Raw genomic sequence first — 19,527 nt, 5'->3', positions numbered from 1 at the left:
TGACTATCAAAACGTTCGACCGGTTCCCGGGGTGCGTTCAACGCCGCCGGGCAGGTTCTCGGGATACGTTGTAACGCATACTTGCCCGCTTTTTCATCGCCGTCCAGTGTTACACTAGCGTTTTCAGCAAGCCTACCCGCCCCACCGAGTGTAACGAATCCCGTCACCGGCTTAAATGGCCGCCGCCTGGCCGGGGCCGTTTGCCCTCGACCTCGAAGGCAAACGGGTAGCCTTGACGTATGACTCAAGCGTTCAGGATTTTTTCCATGTCGACTCAAGACCGCCCAAGCCCGCGCCTCAACTACGCCACGGCCCAGTTCATGATCAGCGCGCCGAAGCTTTCGCTCTGCCCGGACGACACCGGCGCCGAGGTGGCCTTCGCCGGGCGCTCGAACGCGGGAAAATCCAGCGCGATCAACGCGCTGACCCAGCAAAAGGCGCTGGCGCGCACCTCGCGCACCCCCGGGCGCACCCAGCTGATCAATTTCTTCAGCCTGATGAACGACCCGGCCACGCGGATGGTGGACCTGCCCGGCTACGGCTACGCCAAGGTACCCGAGTCGGTGAAGCTCGAGTGGCAGCGCCACCTCTCCGAGTATCTGCTGCACCGCTTCAGCCTGAAAGGCGTGGTGCTGCTGATGGACGTGCGCCATCCGCTGACCGAGTTCGACCTGACCCTGCTCGATGTCGCCGACCAGCGCGGCATGCCGGTGCACATTCTGCTGACCAAGGCCGACAAGCTGAAAAAGGGCCCGGCGAGCGCGGCGCTGCAAAAAGTGCGCTCGCGGCTGGTCGAGTGGGAAGACCTGGTCACGGTGCAGCTCTTCTCGTCGCTCAAGCGCGACGGGGTGACGACACTATGCCAAACCCTGGACCGCTGGCTGGACGCGCCGGAACCCGAGTAACGCGGCCCCCCCAATAGCGCCCGTTTCAGCCGGGCGCGCGCTCCAATTGCGCGATCAGCGCCGGCAGCTCTCGCACGTGGCTCAGCCGGTAGACGCGGCTCGGAAGCGCCCGGTCGCTTTCACCGGCGATCCACACCGCGTGCATGCCGAGCTTGTTTGCCGGCAGTACGTCCTCCTCCCAGGAATCCCCCACGTGCATGGCGCACTCCGGCGCCACGTCGAGGCGCTCGAGCACGTTCAAAAACGCGTGGGGGTCGGGCTTGGGCGTGAACAGCTCGCCAGCGGCCACGGCGATGGGAAAGTAGGCCGCCAGCGGCTGGCGTTTCAAGTGGATATTGCCGTTGGTGATGGCGGCCAGATGAAAGCGCTGGCCCAGCGCTTCGAGCAGCTCAAAAGCTTCCGGGTGCGGGGTGACCTGCACGCGCAGCCGGTGAAACTCGTTCATCGCCGCCGCCGCCCACAAAATCGCGGCGCTGCGGTCAAGCCCTGCCGCTTCGAGCTGGGCCTCCAGCGCGCGAAGCCGCAGCCAGGTGAAGTCGCCCCGGCGCTCGGGCGTCGCCTTGGCCAGCGCCTGGCGTTTGACGAGATAGTCCGCCAGGCCCGCCTCCTGCTCGATTGAAAGCGCAGCTTCGCCCCGCTTTGAGCGCCACTCGTTGAGTGCGCTCAAAAGCCACTGGTAGTGGCCCTGCTCGGTTTTGAGCATCACGCCGTGGTTGTCCCAGAGCGTGTCGTCGAGATCGAAGGTGATGGCTTTTAGCTCGGCTGCGGGTTGGGTCATGAGTCGCTCCGGGGGCGGCGTTTGGCACGGGGGTGGGCGGCATCGTAACTCGTGGCCAGATGCTGCCAGTCAAGGCGAGTGTAAACCTGGGTGGTCGAGAGATTGGCGTGGCCCAAAAGCTCCTGCACGGCGCGCAGGTCCTGGCTCGACTCCAGCAGGTGGCTGGCAAAGGAGTGGCGCAGGCGGTGCGGATGCAGGTGTTCGGCCAGGCCGCGCTCGACACACAGGTGCGCCAGGCGCTTTTGGATGGCGCGGTGGCCAAGGCGTGCGCCGCGGCGCCCGACGAACAGCGCCGGCTCTGCGCCTGCGGTCAGACACCCGCGCACCGCCAGCCACTGGGTTAACGCGGCGCGGGCGCGCCGGCCCACCGGCACCTGGCGGGGCTTTCCGCCCTTGCCCACTACCCGCACGTAGCCGCCTTGCAGGCTCGTTAGATCGAGCGCGGCAAGCTCTGCCAGGCGCAGGCCGCTGGAGTAGAAAAGCTCCAGCATGGCCTGGTCGCGGCAGGCCAGCGGCGAGTCGTCATGGGGCGTATCCAGAAACCGGGCGAGGCTGTCCACGTCCAGCGGCCGCGGCAGGTGGCCGGGCTGCTTGGGCGTGCGCACGAGCCGGACCGGGTTGTCGGCAAGCTGGCCCTGACTTACCAGCGCATCGGCAAAGCGTGAAAGCGCGGCGCGTCGGCGCGCCAGGCTTCGCGGCGAGAGCCCGCGGCTGCGCTCGGCGCCGAGAAACGCGCGGGCAAGCGGCGCATCCAGGCGCTCGGCCAGCACCACGCCTCGCGTCTCGGCGAAGCGGGCGAAAGCGGCGAGATCCTGCCGGTAGCCCGCCACGGTCGCCGGGCTTGCGCGCTCGGCAAGCCGGCCAAGATAGGCGTCGATCGCCTCCCACATCGCGCTAGCCCCGGCTACGTTAACCACCGCTGCCCAAACGCTGCAGGAGTCTTGCGACGATATCGCCCAAATATTCGGTGAACAGCGTATCCATGCTCGCCCGGTAGCACTCAACGTCAGGGCTTGCGAGCAGCAGATAGCCCATCGGCTCGCCGGCGGAGAGCCGCGTGATCGCACATGACCCTGCCTTGCGCGGTGCCTTGGTATGGGGCAGCAGGCGCTTCCAGTCGCTGGCGCTGAGTTTGGCGCAGCGGCTGGTGCGCCCGTCCAACAGCGCCGTTAGCCGCGACGTCGCGTGCTGGTCGAGCACGTGGCGTGGCGGCTGGGGCGGCGTCGGCTCCTCGTCGCTCACACTCGATGGGCACCAGAGCGCCATCGCCGGCGTGTCGAAACGCTCATTGAGCTGGGTCGCCAGCGCCTGGGCCAGCGCGTCGCGGTCCTCGGCATCGATCAGCACCAACAGCGTTTCGCGCAGGCGCCGGTACTGCGCCTCGTTATGGCGCGCGGTTTCCAGCAGGTGCTCGAGACGCCCCTCGGCGCTCTCGGCGCGGTGGCGAAGATCGGCCACCAGCCGCTCCAGAAGCGACGTGGCCCCGTCGATGTTCGGGTGAGGCACCTTGAGCTGCTGTAAGAGCCCTTCCCGGCCGACGAAAAAGTCCGGGTGGCGGGCTAGCCAAAACGCGACCTGGTCCGGGTCGAGCGTCTTGCGCGGCTCGGGGGCTTGCGACATCGCCGTTCTCCTTGGAGTGGTTGAGCGTGCTGGATTAGTTGAGCGTCACGCGGCCGTCGAACACCCTGGTCGCCGGGCCAACCATGATCAGTGCGGCATCTTCGCTCGGCCACTCGATGGTGAGCTGGCCGCCGGGCAGGTGCACCGTGACCGGGCTTTGCAAAAGCCCCTGGCGAATGCCGCTGGCCACCGCCGCGCAGGCACCGGTACCGCAGGCAAGCGTCTCGCCGCTGCCGCGCTCGAAAACGCGCAGGCGAATCTCGTGTTTTGACACCACCTGCATGAAGCCGACGTTGACCCGCCGGGGAAAGCGCGGGTGGGCCTCCAACAGCGGGCCCAGCCGCTCGACCGGCGCGGTGTCGACGCTGTCGACCGTGAGCACCGCGTGGGGGTTGCCCATCGATACCGCGCCGACCTCGAGGCGCTGCCCGTCGACCTCGATGGCGTGCAGCACCGCCTCCGCCGGCGCATCGAACGGAAGCCGCTCAGGGGCGAAGCGCGGCCGGCCCATGTCGACTCGCACCTGACCGTCGCTTTGCACGTGCAGCGTGAGCGGCCCGCCGGCGGTCTCGACGCAAATCTCGTGCTTGTGGGTCAGGCGCTGCTCGCGCACGAAGCGTGCAAAGCAGCGCGCGCCGTTGCCGCAGTTTTCGACTTCGCTGCCGTCGGCATTGAAAATCCGGTAGCGAAAGTCCATGTCCGGGTCGCGCGGTGGCTCGACCACCAACAGCTGGTCGAAGCCGATGCCAAAGCGTCGGTCGGCCAACTGGGCGATCGTTTCGTCGGTCAGCCGGGCACGCTGGGTGACCAGGTCGATCACCATGAAATCGTTGCCCAGCCCGTGCATCTTGGTGAAGTGAAGCAGCATTACGTCGTCTCGCTTGGCAAGAGCGTTTCGCCGGCCCACAGGCTTTCAAGCGACTCCCGGGCGCGCACCACGTGGACGCGGTCGCCGTCGACCATCACCTCGGCCGGGCGCGGGCGGCTGTTGTAGTTCGAGGCCATCACGAAGCCGTAGGCCCCCGCCGAGCGCACCGCCAGCAGATCTCCTGCGGCGATGGCAAGCTCGCGCTCCTTGCCGAGAAAATCGCCGGTTTCGCACACCGGGCCGACCACGTCGAACGTGGCGGTATCACGGCGCTCACGAGTATCGACGCGTACGATCGCCTGCCAGGCCTGATAAAGCGCCGGGCGGATCAGATCGTTCATGGCCGCATCGACGATGGCGAAGTTCTTCGTCTCGCCGGGTTTCAAGAATTCGACCCGGGTGAGCATGACGCCGGCATTGGCGGCGATGGAGCGGCCGGGCTCGAACAAAAGCGTGAGCGCCTCGCCGCCTTCCCAGCGCGACAGTCGTGCCAGCAGCTGGCTTGCGTAGTCGAAGGGCTGCGGCGGAGTTTCGTCGCGATACGGCACGCCAAGCCCGCCGCCAAGATCCAGATGCTCGATTTCGATACCGCGCTCGCGAAGCCGCTCCATGAGCAGCAACAGCCGCTCGAGGGCATCGAGAAACGGCGCGGTTTCGGTCAGCTGCGAGCCGATATGGCAGTCCAGGCCCTTGATGGCGAGGTGCGGCAAATCGCGGGCGAGCGTGTAGACCTCGAGCGCATCGTCGATGGCGATGCCGAACTTGTTGTCCTTGAGCCCGGTGGAGATGTAGGGGTGCGTGCCCGCATCCACGTCCGGGTTGACGCGAAGCGACACCGGCGCGATGACGCCGAGTTCACCGGCTACGGCGTTCAGACGCTCGAGCTCCGGCGCGGACTCGACGTTGAAGCACTTGATGCCGACCTCGAGCGCCCGGGCCATCTCGTCGCCGCGCTTGGCCACGCCGGAGAACACCACCTTCTTCGGATCGCCGCCGGCCTTGAGTACGCGCTCGAGCTCGCCCACGGAGACGATATCGAAGCCCGCGCCCAGGCGTGCCAGAAGCCCCAGCACCGCCAGGTTCGAATTCGCCTTCACCGCGTAGCAAATCAGGTGCGGATGAGTGCCGAGCGCCTCGGTGTAGGCGCGAAAGTGGCGCTCGAGCGTGGCCTTCGAGTAGACGTAGCAGGGCGTGCCCACCTCGTCGGCAATGCGCGTAAGCGGCACCTCTTCGGCGAACAGCACGCCGTCCTGGTAGTTGAAGTGATCCATCAGGACTCCTCGGCGGCGGTCTGGGCGTTGTCATCCGGCAGGTAGAGCGGGCCTTTTTGGCCGCAGCCGGCAAGCAGGAGTGCGACGAGCGCGATCAGGACGAGCGCCTTCATGGTGCCTCCCGGTGCGCCTTGAGCGCCTCGAGTGCGCGGCTCGCCGCGGCGCGTACCTGGTCCGGGGCGGTGCCGCCGATATGGTTGCGCGCGGCGACCGACCCTTCCAGCGTCAAGACCTCAAAGACGTCCGCCTCGATGGTGTCGGAGAACTGTTGAAGCTCCTCGAGGGTCATTTCAGACAGATCCTTCTTCTCCTTCAGACCAAACGCCACCGACTGGCCGACGATCTCGTGGGCGTCGCGGAAGGCCACGCCGCGGCGTACCAGGTAATCCGCCAGATCCGTCGCCGTGGAGAAGCCGCGCCGCGCCGCCTCGAACATGCTCTCTTTTTTTGGCTCGATGGCGGGCACCATGTCGGCGAAGGCCTTGAGGCAGTCCAGCACCGTATCGACGGTGTCGAACAGCGGCTCCTTGTCCTCCTGGTTGTCCTTGTTGTAGGCCAGCGGCTGCGACTTCATCAGCGTGAGCAGACTCATCAAGTGGCCGTAGACCCGCCCGGTCTTGCCGCGAACGAGCTCCGGCACGTCCGGGTTCTTCTTCTGCGGCATGATCGATGAGCCGGTGCAGAAGCGATCCGGCAGGTCGATGAAGTCGAACTGGGCGCTGGTCCAGAGCACCAACTCCTCGCTCATGCGCGACAGATGCATCAACAAAATGCTGGAGAAGCTTGCGAATTCGATGGCGAAGTCACGATCCGAGACCGCGTCCAGCGAGTTCTCCGCCGGGCGGGAAAAGCCCAGAAGCTCGGCGGTAACGTGACGGTCGATCGGGTAGGTGGTGCCGGCCAAAGCCGCCGCGCCCAAGGGCATGACGTTGACACGCTTGCGAGTGTCCAAGAGGCGCTCGTGGTCGCGGGCGAGCATCTCCTGCCAGGCCAACAGGTGGTGGCCGAAGGTGACCGGCTGAGCGGTCTGCAGGTGGGTGAAGCCCGGCATGATGGTGTCGGCTTCGCGCTCGGCAAGTCCAATCATGCCTTCGCGCAGGCGCATTAGCTCCGCGTCGATCGAGTCGATGGCGTCGCGCATGAACAGGCGAATATCGGTCGCGACCTGGTCGTTGCGCGAGCGCCCGGTGTGCAGCTTCTTGCCGGTGATGCCGATCTTTTGCGTCAGCCGCGCTTCGATGTTCATGTGCACGTCTTCAAGCGGCACCGACCACTCGAACTCGCCGCGCTCAATCTCGCCCTGAATCTCGGTCAGGCCGTCGATGATTGAGTCGCGCTCCTCGTCGCTGAGCACGCCGACGCGCGCCAGCATGGTGGCGTGGGCGATCGAGCCCTGAATGTCCTGACCGGCCAGGCGCTGGTCGAAGCTCACGGAGGCGGTGAAGCGGGCAACAAAGGCGTCGGTGGGCTCGCTAAAGCGTCCGCCCCAGGACTGATTCGTAGCTTGGCTCATCAAGAATTCCTACTGACAAAACGAAGGTGGCAACAAGGGTGACAACATAAGGAAATCGTTGGCCCAGAGTGTACCAGAGTCGGCCCGGTTCGCGGCACGCGGTTTTGCACGCCCGCTCAGGGCGAATCGATGCCGGCGTCCTTGAGCGCGCGAGGCCAATCGAATCGCGACAGGTAGTCGTCGAGCCCGGCCAGCGGCATGGGCCTGGCGAAGTAGTAGCCCTGCATGAAGGTGGAGTGGCGCTGGTGCAGGTAGCGAAACTGCTCGGCGGTTTCGACGCCTTCGATGAGCACCTCGAGCCCCAGCTTCGAGGACATGGTGATCACCCCTTCCACGATCGCCGCGTCGTGCTCGTCGTGGGTGACGTCGCTTATGAAAGAGCGGTCGATCTTGAGCCGGTTGATCGGCAGGCGCTTTAAATAGCTCAAGCTGGAAAAACCGGTGCCGAAATCGTCCAGCGCGATGTGAACGCCCAGCGCGCTGAGCTTCTTGAGCGCCTCGATGGCGTTCTCCAGACTCTCCATCAGCACGCCTTCGGTGATCTCGATCTCCAAAAGCGCCGGGGCCAGCCCCGTCTCCTTGAGCACGCGCTCGATCGAGGCGACAAAGCCCGGCCGCTGAAACTGGGTAGGCGAAATATTGACCGCCATGACGAGTGGGCGCCGGGCGCCGTCGTTGATATGCACCGCATCGCGACACGCCTGATTCAGCACCCACTCGCTGATGGGAATGATCTGGCCAGTCTCTTCCGACATGCCGATGAACTCCGCCGGCGAGATCGCGCCGCACTCCGGATGGTGCCAGCGAATGAGCGCCTCGACCCCGACCACCTCGCCGCTCGCGCCGTCGATCTGCGGCTGATAGTGAAGCTCGAACTGCTCCTGCTCGATGGCCGTTTGCAGTGCGTGACGCAGGCTCACCCGCTCGCTCACCCGATGGTTGAGCTCGTCGGTGTACCATTGATAGGTATTGCGCCCGCGCCGCTTGGCCTTGTACATGGCCAGATCCGCCTGCTGCACCAGCGACCGGGGCTTGGCCATACTGCCGTTGTCGGTACCGATGCCGATACTGGCGGTGATGTGAAGCGCCTTGTCCTGATACCAGTAAGGTTCGGCAATCCGCCTGAGCAAACGCTCCACCACCTGGATCACGTCCTGCTCCATCGCCAGGTCCGGCAGCAGCACGATAAACTCGTCGCCCCCGATGCGCGCCACGGTATCCCAGGGGCGCAGCTCCTCCTCGAGACGCCGGGCGACGCTGATCAAAATGAAATCACCGACATCGTGACCCAGCGAATCGTTGATCGGCTTGAAGTCGTCAAGATCAATGAACAGCACCGCCACGTGGCGCCGATAGCGCTTGGCCAACATGCATCCCTGGGACAAACGCTGGTTCAAGAGCTGGCGATTGGGCAAGCCGGTCAGGGCATCGTGGTTGGCGTTGTGTCTCAACTGCGCCTGGTACTCGCGCTGGGCGGTGACGTCGTTTTGCACGCCGATGAAATGCGTGACTCGCCCCTGCTCGTCGCGCACCGGCGAGACGTACAAGTCGTTCCAAAAGGACGTGCCATCCTGGCGGACGTTGCGCAGCATTACGTGCACATCGCGCTGTTCGCGTATGCCCCGGCGCAGTTGCTTGACGGTGGAGGCGTCGGTTTCGTCGCCCTGCAGGATACGGCAGTTGCGCCCGAGCGCCTCATCCCGGGTGTAGCCGGTGATGGTCTCGAAAGCCTTGTTGACGTATACCATGGGCAAATCGTCGGCCAGCGCATCGACGATGACGACACCATTGGTGCTCGACTCCACGCTGCGCTCCAGAAGCACCAGCTGCTGCTCGGAGGTCTTGCGCTCGGTGATATCGCGGGCGATCACGTAGATCACCTCGCCGTCGGCGAAGGCGCTCACTTCGAGCCAGGTGAGTGCATTGGTCTGGCTTTTGGCGCGCACGTCAAAAGGCTCGATCTGCTCGCCCTGATGTATGCGCGCAAGCGCGCGCTCTATAATGGGGTGGTCATCGGGCTCGACGATCACCCCGCACGGGCGGCCGATGAGCTCTTCGGCGCGGCGGCCCAGCATGCGCTCGAAGGCCGGGTTAACATTGAGTAGTGCCCCTCGGAAATCGATGCAACAAAGCATATCCTGCGAGAGCAGAAAAAAGTGGTCCAGCTCACCTTGTTGATCGGCAGAGGGCATGGGCGTTACCTGCACGTGACAATAGAGTTTAGGGTCGGCCAATCAAGAGTGATCGATTTTACGGCGCAAGCGTTTTTACTGCGTAAGCGCGTGCTTTATGATGAGATTTATCATAGTTCGACACGCCGTGTCTGCGGCATAGGGAGAATAACGTGTCATCCATCACCAAATTACGCATTGCCACGCGCAAAAGCCAGCTGGCGCTGTGGCAGGCAGAGCACGTCCGCGAGCGCCTGATGGCTGCGCACAGCGGCCTCGACGTCGAGCTGGTCGCCCTGTCCACCAAGGGCGACAAGATCATCGATACCCCGCTTTCCAAAATCGGCGGCAAGGGCCTGTTCGTCAAGGAGCTCGAAGAGGCAATGCTCGACGGCCGCGCCGATATCGCCGTGCACTCGATGAAAGACGTGCCGATGCACTTTCCCGAGGGGCTCGGACTTTCCGTCATTCTGGAAGGCGCCGAGCCCACCGACGCCTTTGTCTCCAACCGGTTTCAAAGCGTCGATGAGCTGCCGGAAGGCGCGCGCATCGGCACCGCGAGTCTGCGCCGGGGCCTGCAGCTGCGTGAAGCGCGCCCGGATCTCGAGATTTTGAACCTGCGCGGCAATGTACAAACACGCCTGGCCAAGCTCGACGACGACGAGTTCGACGCCATTATACTCGCGACCTCCGGGCTCAAGCGGCTGGGGCTGGCCGCGCGCATCGCCCAGGAGCTGCCGCCGGAGATCTGCCTGCCCGCCTGCGGGCAGGGCGCGCTTGGCATCGAGTGCCGGCTGCACGACCCGGAGCTGATCGCGCTGCTGGCCCCGCTCGATGACAACGACACCGCCACCCGCGTGCGCGCCGAACGCGCCATGAACACCCGCCTGGAAGGCGGCTGCCAGGTACCGATCGCCGGCCATGCGGTGCTCGACAAGGCCAACGAGACCATCTGGCTGCGCGGACTGGTGGGCAACCCGGAAGGGACCGAGGTGCTGCGCGCCGAGGGCCGCGGCTCGATCCACGAGCCCGAAGCGCTGGGCATTCGCGTGGCCGAAGACCTGCTCGACCAGGGCGCTGGCGATATTCTCGCCGAGGTATACGGCGACAACGTATGAGCACGCGCTGCCCATGAAGGCGACCCCGACCGCGCCAATGACCGCGCCCGTACTGATCGGCCGCCCCGGCGAGCGCGGCGAGGCCCTGGCCTCGGCGCTGGCCGCCGACGGCGCCTGGGTCGAGCCGCTCGAGGTGATGGCGCTGGAGACGCTCGAGGAGGACGCCGCGCTCAGAAGCGTCTGGCTCGATCTCGACCGCTTTCATAAAATCGTGGTCACGAGCCCCTTTGCCGCGCTGCAGCTGATCGAGGCGGTCGACCGCTACTGGCCGCAGCTGCCGGTAGGCATCGATTTCTACGCGCCGGGCGCGGGCACCGCGACAGCGCTCGAAGACGCGCTCGACGTACGCGTAGAGCGCCCCCCGGTCAGCGCCGGGGAGGACACCAGCGAAGCGCTATTGACGCTCGATTCGCTTTCAGGCCTTGCGCATCAGCGCGTGCTGATCGTGGCCGGTGAAGGCGGGCGAACGCTTCTAGCCGAGACGCTCACCGCGCGCGGCGCCGCCGTGACCCGTGTGGCGACGTATCGACGCGTTTATCGCGCGCCCGGTCCGGAATTGCAGCGGCGCCTGGCAGAGGGCCGTTTTCACGCATTGATCGTGACCAGCGGCGAACTGCTCGAATATCTGTCAAACTGGTGCCATCAAGCAGCATTGAAACAACCCCTAATCGTTTCCAGCCGCCGTTTGGCCGCCTTGGCCGGCACGCTGGGTTTTTGCGACCTCAAGGTGGCGTCAGGCGCATCGACGGCCGCGCTGGCAGCGGCGTTGAACGCGCTCAGCTCCCCCGGAGATGCCGATGTCGATTAAAGAACTTAACAAGGGCTAACGACAGATGAGCAAACAACCATTTGATCAACAGGGCGACAACAAGACGCCTGATGATGCCGCCTCCCGCCAAGGCGCAAGCGACACGCCCCCGAGCGATGCGACATCGAGCGTTTCGCCTTCGACCCCGGCGGCGGATAAAAACGCCGAGGCGTACGCGGCGAAAAACAGCCGCTCGCGCCGGCGTAACAAGGGCGGCAGTCAGAGTCAGCCGGCCAAAACCGACGCCAGCGCTAACGCCAGTACGACGACCGGTACCCACGCCAGTACCAGTTCTAATACGAGCACTAGCGCTGACAGCACCAGCGCAAGCCCGGACAAGACGCCCGCTGGCGCCGCGAGCGCATCGAACAAACCCGCCGCCTCCAATAGCAAGCCCAGCGCCACGACGCCGCCGCCCAAAACGCCTGCCTCCAGCACCCCAACCCCGCCGTCCGGCGGTGGTAAAAGCGGTGGCAAGGGCGGTGCGGTCGCGATCGTACTGGTCGTGATCGTCGCTCTAATACTCGGCGTGATCGCCTGGCAGCTTTGGCAGCGCACGGACGCCCAACAGGCGCGCATCGACGAGCTCGCCCAGCAAACCCAATCAAGTGCCACCCAACAGAGCCTTGTTGATCTTCAATCGCGCATCGAAAGCGGCGAGAGCGAGCGTAACGAGACGCTCGACAGCACCGTGAGCGAGCTGCGAGGCGAGCTCGAAAGCGTTCAGGCGCGCGTCGACGAAACCGTGTCTGACGTGCTCGATCAGCTCTCCCAGGCCCAGGACACCGACGAGCGCGACTGGCTTCACGCCGAGGCCGCCTATCTTCTGCGCCTGGCCAACCAGCGCCTGCAGCTCGAAGGCGACGTCGAAGGCGCTTCTGCCCTTTTGCGCACCGCCGACGCTCGCCTGGTCGATGCCGATAACCCGGCGCTGACGCCGATACGCCGCGAGATCGCCAATGAGCTTGCCGCTCTTGACGCCGTACCGCGGGTCGACCGCACCGGCATTTACCTGGCGCTGAACGCTCAGCAGGAGCAGATCGCCGGGCTTCGCCTGTCCCAGGAGATCGAAGAGCGGGCGATCAGCGAAGGCATGGAGCAGCCGCCGAGCGGCTCCTTCGAGCGCCAGCTGGCGAAATTCGGCGCCGAGCTTCGCGATCTCGTCGTGGTGCGCCATCACGACGAGGCGCTGGAAGCGCTGATCACCCCGGAGCAGGAGTCTTACCTGCGTCAAAGCCTGCGCCTGATTCTCGAACAGGCTCAACTTGCGCTGCTTCGAGAAGAGCAGCCGCTGTTCGAGGCGAGCCTCGACAAGGCGCTGGATCTGCTCGAGCGCTACTACGACACCGAGCGCGACGAGACCCAGAGCGTGATCGCGCGTCTTGAAGAGATCAAGCAAAATCAGGTCGAGCCGGAGCTTCCCGATATCAGCGGTTCGCAGCAGGCCATGGCCGATTTCATCGACAACCGCTTTCAGGCGCGCCGCCAGGGCGGAGGTGACGAATGAGAAAGCTGCTGCTGTTAATCGTCGCCGGCCTTGCCGTCGGCGCCCTGTTCGGCCACCTGATGATGTCGGTGCCGGGCTACTGGCTGATTCGCGTCGGCGACACCTCCGTGCAGACCTCGTTCTGGTTCGGTTTGGTGCTGCTGCTGGCCGCCTTCATCGTAGTGCACTTCGCGCTGCGCCTTCTTTCCGGCATCGTTCGCCCGGTGGGCCGCTATCGCACCTGGAACGCCCGGGCGCGTAATCGCCGCGCCATGAAGCGTACGGTGCGCGGGCTGGTGGCGCTGACCGAAGGCCGCTTCAAGCGCGCCGAGCGCACGCTGGCGGGCGCGGCGGACGACTCCAGCACGCCGATGGTCAACTATCTGTCGGCGGCGCTGGCGGCTCACTACCAGGGCCACCACGAGCGTTCTCAGGAGCATCTGAACCAGGCCCAGCTCACAACCGATGGCGCCGACACCGCCGTAGGCCTGATGCAGGCGCAGCTGATGATCGATCGTCAGCAGCCGGAAGAGGCGCTGGCGATTCTCAACCGTCTTGACCAGAAGCTGCCCAACCACCCGCAGGTGCTGAAGCTCTTGAAGCAGGTCTATCTCAGCGTCAGCGACTGGGAGGGGCTTCGCCATCTGGTCCCGCGGCTGGTGGCCAAAAAGCTGATCACCCAGCAGGAGCGCGAGCAGCTCGAGTTCAAGGCTTACCGCGAGCTGATTCTGTTCGAAGCCGCCAACCCGGCCAATATCGAACGGGTGCGCGGGCTGTGGGCGGACATGCCGGACTATCTGCGCGGCAACACCGAGCTGATCGTGCTTTACGTCGAGGCGCTGTTGCAGGCGAATGAAGAGGCGATCGCCGAGCGGCTTTTGAGCCAGTCGCTGGACACTCACTGGGACGCACGGCTGGTCAAGCGCTTCGGGCTTTTGGGCGTCGACGCGGCGCGCCAGCTCGCCCGCGCCGAAAAATGGCTGCAGGAGCGCCCCAACGACCCGGAACTGCTGCTGGCCTGCGGGCGCCTGTCGCTGCGTACCGGCCAATGGGAGAAAGCGCTCGAGTATTTCGAGGCCAGCCAGCGCCAGCGCCCGAGCGGCGAAGTGTGCGCCGAGCTTGCGCGCCTTTACGCAAGCCTTGGCGAGCATAACAAGAGCCAGCTCTACTACCGCCAAAGCGTGGAGATGATGGCCCAGTCGCTGCCCTCCCTGCCTCAACCTAGCGATGCAAACGACAGCGACGGCCCGCAAAAGGGTGGAAAAAAACGCCGCTGACCTATTGCCTTGCGATTTTCACCTGATGAATGGGCGCCCCTGGGCGCCCTTCTATTTTATACGACTTTGGTCTAAATCGACGACGCTCGATGTTTTTCGCGCAACATCATCTCAATACTCTACATATATATTCGAATGTACAGCATTTGTCGCAAATATATTTAAACAAATCGAATGGTCTAGCGAATTTTAAGCGCTTTTTTTACTAATTTTTCGATACTAAGATAGCTGCATGGTTTGAGGCGCTCTCGCCCAACAAGCCCTAAAAAAACATTCAAATCGACTAATCAGGTACGCCACCATGAAAAAACTGACCGCCACCGCCGCTATCGCCCTTGCCCTCGTTTCCGGTTCTGCCTTCGCCGCAATTGACAGCGCCGATCAACCGAACAGCTCAAGCGTTTCACAGATCGAGTCGCGCAACGCCTCCGTCGAGCAGGTCATCGCCAAGAACAGCGGCGTGGGTCTGCCGGTCACCAGCGCCGACTCTCACATCGCCAACACCCACAACGCGATCTCGCTTGACCAGCTGCACGCCCGCAACGGCGCAACCGGTGAGCAGACCATCAACGCCGATCTGGACGCCACTGGTACTGCCAGCGTTAAACAGAGCCACAACGCTGCGCTGACCAAGGATCTGCTGCAGGCGCGTAACGGTGCCACTGGCGAGCAGACCATCAATGCCGACACTCAGCGTACCCTGTAAGCACTGTTTTTAAAGACTGTTTTTAAAGACTGCTTTCAGGTAAAAAAAACCCCACCGATAGGTGGGGTTTTGCGTTGATCAGGGTGCCCCACGGGGCACCCTTTTTCATGGCTTACTTTTCATGACTTTGTTTTCATGACTTTCTTTTCACGACTTGGGAAAACCGGTCAGTCGTCGATGACCGGCGCGCTGGTCACGCGGTCTTCCGGCAGCTCGTCGCGCACCTCCGCTACGGCGCTGGCGCTTACCGCTCCCGCGTCGTTGCCCCAGGCCCCGCGCACGAACGTGGCAAGCTCGGCCACCTCGTCGTCGGACAGGCGCCAGGCGAAGTCCGGCATGGCCAGCGCTTCCGGGCGCTGCTCCGTGGAGGGCAGCCGGGCTCCGGCGAGGATCACCCGGATCATGCCGGTTGGGTCGTCGGCGTTGACCATCGAGCTTCCCGACAGGCTTGGAAACACCTGGGAGGCGCCGCGGCCGTTGGAGAAGTGGCAGGCGTTGCAGTTATCCAGATAGAGCCGCGCGCCCAGATCGTTTTCCACGTCCGCCCGCGTGAGCATGGCATCGGTTTCATCGACCTGCGCGTCGGTGATCAGAGGGCGGTCGCCGTGACTTCCCAGTCCGTTCAGGTAGGCGGCGATCGCCTGCAAATCGCTCTCATTGAGGTGCGAGGTGCTGTGCGCCACCACCGACGTCATCTCGCCGGCCACGGCGCTTTCGTCGTTACGCCCGGTGGCGAGGTAATCGACGATGGCCTGATCGTCCCAGCGCTCGATGGCGCTGCCGCCGTCGCCGCTGCCGCGCAGGCTCGGCGCGTACCAGCCCTCCAGCACCTCGCCGGCAAGGAACGCGTCGTCGCTATCATCCAGCGCCTTCTCCTGGAAGAAGAGCCCGCGCTCGGTGTGGCAACTGCCGCAGTGGCCAAGCCCCTGAACCAGATAGGCGCCGCGGTTCTGCTCGTCGCTGCGCTCGGGGTCCGGTGAGAACGTCTCATCGTTGGTAAACAGCCAGTCCCAAAGCCCGATGCCCCAGCGCTGGTTGAACGGAAAGCTCAGGTCCGTGCGTTCAGGGGTATGCTTGACCGGCGCCACGCCTTCCATGAAGTAGGCGTAAAGCGCGTCGATATCCTCATCGGTGATCAGCGAATAGGAGGGGTACGGCATGGCCGGATAAAGGTGCTTGCCATCGGCGCGCTCGCCCTGCCTGAGGGCGGCGGCGAACTCGTCGCGGCTATAATTGCCGATGCCGGTTTCCGGGTCGGGGGTGATGTTGGTCGAGTAAATGGCGCCAAAGGGGCTCTCCACGCCCAAACCGCCGGCGAAGGGCTCACCGCCAGGGGCGGTATGACACGCCACGCAGTCGCCGGCGCGCGCCAGATATTCGCCGCGGCTGATCACGTCGTCATCGAACGCCTGGCTTGCGGTGGTGACGCTCAAAAGGCCAACGCCGACCAGCCCCTGGCGCCATTTTACGGTGTGCTTCATGGTCGCTCTCCTTAGGCTTGAACCAGCGGGCCGGGGTTGGGCAGGTACTGCTCGCGGATTGCCTTCGCCGACCAGTAGGTCAGTGCACCGACCAGCCCCGTCGGGTTGTACTGCAGGTTCTGCGGAAAGGCGCTGGCGCCCATCACGAACACGTTGTGTACGTCCCAGCTCTGCAGGTAGCGGTTGAGCGCGCTGGATGAGGGATCGGTGCCCATGATCGCCCCGCCCACGTTGTGCGTGGTCTGGTAGGGGCGAACGTCGTAGCGCGTATCGAAGTCCTTGAAGGAGAGCCGATAGTCGTCCGGGCCCAGCGCCTTTGAAAGCGTATCGATCTTCTGTTTCATGAACTGGGTCATGCGCACATCGTTAGCCTTCCAGTCGAAGGTCATGCGCATCAACGGCCGGCCGTGATCGTCGGTATAGTTAGGGTCGAGATCCAGGTAGCAGTCGCGGTAGGCCATGTTGCTGCCGTGGGAGCCAATCGACATGACGTGGCCGTAGGTCTCCTGCACCGCCTGCTTCCACCCTTCGCCCCAGCTTGGCGCGCCGGCACGCAGCGGCATGTTGCGAATCGGCTGGCCGTTAGTCATCGCGGCGTTGATGTAGGAGCCGCCGATGAAGCCTTCCTGAGCGAAGTCGATCTGCTCGACGCCGAAGTCGTTGATCACCTCGCCGTTGCCACCGGCACCGATGAAGGGGTTGAACTCCTTGTCGCGGAAATAGAGCGAAGAGCCGCCGTTCATCTGATAGGCGTAGTTCTTGCCGACTACGCCGTCGCCGGTTTCCGGGTTGTAGGGCGTGCCGATGCCGGACACCAGCATCAGGTGCACGTTGTGCAGCGAGTAGGCGCCCAGGATCACCAGATCCGCCGGCTGAAAGACCTCGTTGCCTTCCGGGTCGATATAGGTCACACCGGTGGCGCGCTCGCCATCGCTGTCGAGCTCCACGCGCAGCACTTCGCTCTGGGTGCGGTAGGAGAAATTCTCGCGGCGCTTGAGCGCGCCCAGAATGCAGGTCTGCGGCGAGGACTTGGAGTAGTTCAAGCAGCCGTAGCGCTCGCAGAAGCCGCAGAAGTTACACGGGCCGAGCTGCATACCGTAAGGGTTGGTGTAGGCAACAGAGGCATTGGCAGCGGGCAGCGGGAAGGGATGATAGCCTTCGCTTCGTGCGACATCGGCGAACAGCGTATCGTTATAGGTCCGCGCCAGCGGCGGCATGGGGTACTCGTCGGAGCGCCAGCCTTCGAACGGGTTGCCGCCTGCCTGAATCTCGCCGTTCAGGTTGCCCGCCTTGCCGGAGATACCCGCCACTTTCTCGAAGAAGTCGAAAAAGGGCTCGAGCTCATCGTAGCTGACGCCGTAGTCCTGAATCGTCATTTCATCGGGAATGATGTCAGCGCCGAAGTTCTCCTCGACGTAGCTTTTCAGGCGCAATTCCTGGGGCTGGGGCCGCCAGGTGTGGCCGTTCCAGTGGGTGCCGGCGCCGCCGACGCCGTCACCGGGCAGAAACGAGCCCAACTGACGATAAGGCACCGCCATGTCGCCCACGTTGTGGCGCACGGTCAGCGTGCTTTTCGCCGGGCGCTGCATCAGCTTGTAGCGCACCCCGTAAGTGAGCTCGTCGGCCATTTTCGGGTAGGCGAAATCCGGCACCGTGTCGCGGTCTTCGCCGCGCTCGAGCGCCAGCACGTTCAAGCCTGCGTCGGTCAATTCCATGCCCATGATCGCACTGGTCCAGCCAAAGCCGACCAGCACGACGTCTACGGGTGATTCTGTACGTGCCATGCTTATCCCCTCTCGCCGTTAAGGCTGACCGGCCCCAGTGGGTACTCGACGTTGTGCTGGTCCACCCATTCGCGATACGACGCGCGTGCCCCGGGGAAACCGATGAACTTCCAGGACGCCATGTGTTTGTTGCCGCCGTGGATGGGGTCGGCAAAATAGCCTTCCTTGGTGTTTTGCAGCAGCATGTCGAAAAAGTAGCTGCCCCGCATCGACGCCATCTCGATCTCGCCGTCCTGGAGCTGGGTCAGAACCTGGTCGCGGGCGGCGTCATCGAGCGCGGCGAATGCGGCGTCGTGGCGGTCCTGGCAGAAGTCGTTCACCGCCGCGATCCCTTCGCGATACATCTCACGCGGGGTCAGCGGGATCTGATGGCCAAAGAGCGCCGGCACGTCATCGGGGAAGGGCCCCTTCATGTACCAGTCGGCGGCGTGGCCGAAGCCCCCTTCCATCTGGCGGTCGATGAAGATCGGTACGTTGGTATCGAGCGCCCCGGGCCCAGGCCCGGTACCTGGAATCAAGCGATCGCAGGCGGCGATGATGAAATCCCATTCGCCGGCCTCGAAAAAGGCGGGTTGGTAATCGGTTAGCTGCTGCGGGGGCTCATCGGCAAAAGCGGTCAGCGATACGCCGCTGCCGATGGTGACGGCGGGGATCCCCGTCAGCGCTCCCTTCATGAACCGACGTCGCGATGCGTCTTTTAGGCTCACGGTCTCTCCTTGCTCATTGCGTCGTGGGTCAGCGGTATTCTGGTTCTTTTAATAGCCCCATTTTAATATAGATCTTGCTAATTAGCTTATTAACCAAGTCGTGATTGCCCTGCGCCCGCCCGCCCAAACGGGTGCTTTGAACGTAAAACGTCCGGCTGGCACCGGGCGAACAATGGATTACAACTTTAGTCTAATACCGAAAAATACTGCCGAACATGTGGCAGGGCGTTACGGGCCAGCCGTCTCGCACTGATGGGCATAACCATTCAATCCACCCTTTTTTATGGCGCCATCGACTCCGGGGCGGGGCTTTCATCAGGCGCTTTCAACGAGGAGGTGCAGTGCCCACAGCGGCTCGCCTTGATCGGTACGGTCATGAAGCAGTAGGGGCAGGACTTCTCCACCGGGCTTTTGGGCGCTTCGACCTCTTCGCGCTTGAGCCGGTTGATGGTGCGCACCAGCATGAAAACCACGAAGGCGACGATGGTGAAGCTGATCACCGCGTTGAGAAACAGCCCGATGTTGAGCGTCACCGCCCCCGCCTGCTGAGCGGCGCTTAACGTAAGATACGGCCCGGCCACCGCGCCTTCGCGCAGCACGATAAAGATATTGGAGAAGTCGATGCCGCCGACCAGCAAACCAATGATCGGATTCATGATATCCGCCACCAGCCGCTGAACGATGAGCGTAAACGCGCCACCGATGATGATCCCCACCGCCATATCGATCACGTTGCCTTTAACGGCGAACTCGCGAAACTCCTTGAAAAATCCCGACATTTCAGCACTCCCTTTTTTGATGACTTATGAGCATATAACTTTTCGAGCCTAAAACCTGCAGGCTCAATAACTTACGAAAGCGACATGCGGTGTTCAAAATACGTTGCATTTTTTCTGCAAGTGCGAGAAAACCTTATTTTTACGCTTTCAAAGCGACACCGAGCGTTTCATTTACGACAGCTCGCGCATCGTATACAAGATTGCTTTGTCAGTATAAGTGGCATTCGTGCCACTATGCAGATTGGTGGCTTAAAC

The 19,527-nt window shown here is 63.6% G+C and carries 18 protein-coding genes; 6 read left to right on the top strand and 12 right to left on the bottom strand.

Annotated elements, in window-relative coordinates:
- Positions 1–266: 266 nt before the first annotated feature.
- Complete coding sequence (yihA, locus tag RN347_RS00725) at positions 267–905, top strand: ribosome biogenesis GTP-binding protein YihA/YsxC (RefSeq protein ID WP_311959335.1); 639 nt, start codon at positions 267–269, stop codon at positions 903–905.
- A gap of 25 nt (positions 906–930) precedes the next feature.
- Here yihA and RN347_RS00720 read toward each other — a convergent pair whose 3' ends face one another.
- The 8 genes from RN347_RS00720 to RN347_RS00685 all read right to left on the bottom strand — a co-directional run bounded on the left by RN347_RS00720 (position 931) and on the right by RN347_RS00685 (position 9,147).
- Complete coding sequence (locus tag RN347_RS00720) at positions 931–1,683, bottom strand: HAD family hydrolase (protein WP_263585529.1); 753 nt, start codon at positions 1,681–1,683, stop codon at positions 931–933.
- Positions 1,680–2,573, bottom strand: a complete 894-nt coding sequence (locus tag RN347_RS00715; protein ID WP_311959331.1) for a tyrosine recombinase XerC — start codon at positions 2,571–2,573, stop codon at positions 1,680–1,682. The genes RN347_RS00720 and RN347_RS00715 overlap by 4 nt, the downstream gene beginning before the upstream one ends.
- Before the next feature lie 19 nt (positions 2,574–2,592).
- On the bottom strand, positions 2,593–3,303 hold the full coding sequence (locus RN347_RS00710) for a DUF484 family protein (protein ID WP_263585530.1): 711 nt from the start codon (positions 3,301–3,303) through the stop codon (positions 2,593–2,595).
- Between the two features lie 34 nt (positions 3,304–3,337).
- Positions 3,338–4,171: a diaminopimelate epimerase gene (gene dapF / locus RN347_RS00705; protein ID WP_263585531.1), complete on the bottom strand. Its 834-nt coding sequence runs from the start codon at positions 4,169–4,171 to the stop codon at positions 3,338–3,340.
- Positions 4,171–5,442, bottom strand: a complete 1,272-nt coding sequence (gene lysA / locus RN347_RS00700; protein WP_311959327.1) for a diaminopimelate decarboxylase — start codon at positions 5,440–5,442, stop codon at positions 4,171–4,173. Before lysA ends, dapF begins: the two co-directional genes overlap by 1 nt.
- Complete coding sequence (gene lptM, locus RN347_RS00695; protein WP_263585533.1) at positions 5,442–5,555, bottom strand: LPS translocon maturation chaperone LptM; 114 nt, start codon at positions 5,553–5,555, stop codon at positions 5,442–5,444. Before lptM ends, lysA begins: the two co-directional genes overlap by 1 nt.
- The gene (gene argH / locus RN347_RS00690) at positions 5,552–6,955 is read right to left on the bottom strand and encodes an argininosuccinate lyase (protein ID WP_311959324.1); all 1,404 of its coding nucleotides are present in this window, start codon (positions 6,953–6,955) and stop codon (positions 5,552–5,554) included. The genes lptM and argH overlap by 4 nt, the downstream gene beginning before the upstream one ends.
- Before the next feature lie 116 nt (positions 6,956–7,071).
- Positions 7,072–9,147, bottom strand: coding sequence for an EAL domain-containing protein (locus tag RN347_RS00685; RefSeq protein WP_311959323.1), 2,076 nt, complete (start codon positions 9,145–9,147; stop codon positions 7,072–7,074).
- 152 nt (positions 9,148–9,299) lie between these two features.
- Between RN347_RS00685 and hemC the strand changes: the two genes are divergently transcribed.
- The 5 genes from hemC to RN347_RS00660 all read left to right on the top strand — a co-directional run bounded on the left by hemC (position 9,300) and on the right by RN347_RS00660 (position 14,521).
- Entirely contained in the window at positions 9,300–10,244 is a 945-nt protein-coding gene (gene hemC / locus RN347_RS00680) for a hydroxymethylbilane synthase (RefSeq protein WP_263585536.1), read from the top strand.
- A 37-nt stretch (positions 10,245–10,281) separates the two neighbouring features.
- Entirely contained in the window at positions 10,282–11,052 is a 771-nt protein-coding gene (locus tag RN347_RS00675; RefSeq protein ID WP_311960864.1) for a uroporphyrinogen-III synthase, read from the top strand.
- A 25-nt stretch (positions 11,053–11,077) separates the two neighbouring features.
- Positions 11,078–12,559, top strand: a complete 1,482-nt coding sequence (locus RN347_RS00670; protein WP_311959321.1) for a uroporphyrinogen-III C-methyltransferase — start codon at positions 11,078–11,080, stop codon at positions 12,557–12,559.
- Entirely contained in the window at positions 12,556–13,815 is a 1,260-nt protein-coding gene (locus RN347_RS00665; RefSeq protein ID WP_263585538.1) for a heme biosynthesis HemY N-terminal domain-containing protein, read from the top strand. Before RN347_RS00670 ends, RN347_RS00665 begins: the two co-directional genes overlap by 4 nt.
- Positions 13,816–14,116: 301 nt before the next feature.
- On the top strand, positions 14,117–14,521 hold the full coding sequence (locus tag RN347_RS00660) for a hypothetical protein (RefSeq protein ID WP_311959318.1): 405 nt from the start codon (positions 14,117–14,119) through the stop codon (positions 14,519–14,521).
- Between the two features lie 167 nt (positions 14,522–14,688).
- Here the strand turns inward: RN347_RS00660 and RN347_RS00655 are convergent, their stop codons facing one another.
- The 4 genes from RN347_RS00655 to mscL form a co-directional block, all read right to left on the bottom strand.
- Positions 14,689–16,002 (bottom strand): cytochrome c, encoded by a 1,314-nt coding sequence (locus RN347_RS00655; protein ID WP_311959317.1) that lies wholly within the window; start codon positions 16,000–16,002, stop codon positions 14,689–14,691.
- 11 nt (positions 16,003–16,013) lie between these two features.
- Complete coding sequence (locus RN347_RS00650) at positions 16,014–17,786, bottom strand: GMC family oxidoreductase (protein ID WP_311959315.1); 1,773 nt, start codon at positions 17,784–17,786, stop codon at positions 16,014–16,016.
- Positions 17,787–17,788: 2 nt separating this feature from the next.
- Positions 17,789–18,493: a gluconate 2-dehydrogenase subunit 3 family protein gene (locus RN347_RS00645; RefSeq protein ID WP_311959314.1), complete on the bottom strand. Its 705-nt coding sequence runs from the start codon at positions 18,491–18,493 to the stop codon at positions 17,789–17,791.
- A gap of 281 nt (positions 18,494–18,774) precedes the next feature.
- Positions 18,775–19,272, bottom strand: a complete 498-nt coding sequence (mscL, locus tag RN347_RS00640; protein WP_263585543.1) for a large conductance mechanosensitive channel protein MscL — start codon at positions 19,270–19,272, stop codon at positions 18,775–18,777.
- Between the last annotated feature and the right edge of the window lie 255 nt (positions 19,273–19,527).

The sequence above is a fragment of the Halomonas sp. PAMB 3264 genome (assembly GCF_031954245.1).
GTDB lineage: Bacteria > Pseudomonadota > Gammaproteobacteria > Pseudomonadales > Halomonadaceae > Vreelandella.
Note: the sequence above shows the minus strand (reverse complement) of the source record. Positions and strands in the feature narration are given on the sequence as shown.

What these genes read in the sequence shown, in the direction of transcription:
- RN347_RS00665 (WP_263585538.1), top strand. Translation starts at nt 12,556, where the DNA reads ATGAGAAAGCTGCTGCTGTTAATCGTCGCCGGCCTTGCCGTCGGCGCC.
- lptM (WP_263585533.1), bottom strand. Translation starts at nt 5,555, where the DNA reads ATGAAGGCGCTCGTCCTGATCGCGCTCGTCGCACTCCTGCTTGCCGGC.
- RN347_RS00650 (WP_311959315.1), bottom strand. Translation starts at nt 17,786, where the DNA reads ATGGCACGTACAGAATCACCCGTAGACGTCGTGCTGGTCGGCTTTGGC.
- RN347_RS00675 (WP_311960864.1), top strand. Translation starts at nt 10,282, where the DNA reads ATGACCGCGCCCGTACTGATCGGCCGCCCCGGCGAGCGCGGCGAGGCC.
- argH (WP_311959324.1), bottom strand. Translation starts at nt 6,955, where the DNA reads ATGAGCCAAGCTACGAATCAGTCCTGGGGCGGACGCTTTAGCGAGCCC.
- mscL (WP_263585543.1), bottom strand. Translation starts at nt 19,272, where the DNA reads ATGTCGGGATTTTTCAAGGAGTTTCGCGAGTTCGCCGTTAAAGGCAAC.
- RN347_RS00720 (WP_263585529.1), bottom strand. Translation starts at nt 1,683, where the DNA reads ATGACCCAACCCGCAGCCGAGCTAAAAGCCATCACCTTCGATCTCGAC.
- RN347_RS00715 (WP_311959331.1), bottom strand. Translation starts at nt 2,573, where the DNA reads ATGTGGGAGGCGATCGACGCCTATCTTGGCCGGCTTGCCGAGCGCGCA.
- lysA (WP_311959327.1), bottom strand. Translation starts at nt 5,442, where the DNA reads ATGGATCACTTCAACTACCAGGACGGCGTGCTGTTCGCCGAAGAGGTG.
- RN347_RS00660 (WP_311959318.1), top strand. Translation starts at nt 14,117, where the DNA reads ATGAAAAAACTGACCGCCACCGCCGCTATCGCCCTTGCCCTCGTTTCC.
- RN347_RS00655 (WP_311959317.1), bottom strand. Translation starts at nt 16,002, where the DNA reads ATGAAGCACACCGTAAAATGGCGCCAGGGGCTGGTCGGCGTTGGCCTT.
- RN347_RS00685 (WP_311959323.1), bottom strand. Translation starts at nt 9,147, where the DNA reads ATGCCCTCTGCCGATCAACAAGGTGAGCTGGACCACTTTTTTCTGCTC.
- RN347_RS00710 (WP_263585530.1), bottom strand. Translation starts at nt 3,303, where the DNA reads ATGTCGCAAGCCCCCGAGCCGCGCAAGACGCTCGACCCGGACCAGGTC.
- yihA (WP_311959335.1), top strand. Translation starts at nt 267, where the DNA reads ATGTCGACTCAAGACCGCCCAAGCCCGCGCCTCAACTACGCCACGGCC.
- RN347_RS00670 (WP_311959321.1), top strand. Translation starts at nt 11,078, where the DNA reads ATGAGCAAACAACCATTTGATCAACAGGGCGACAACAAGACGCCTGAT.
- dapF (WP_263585531.1), bottom strand. Translation starts at nt 4,171, where the DNA reads ATGCTGCTTCACTTCACCAAGATGCACGGGCTGGGCAACGATTTCATG.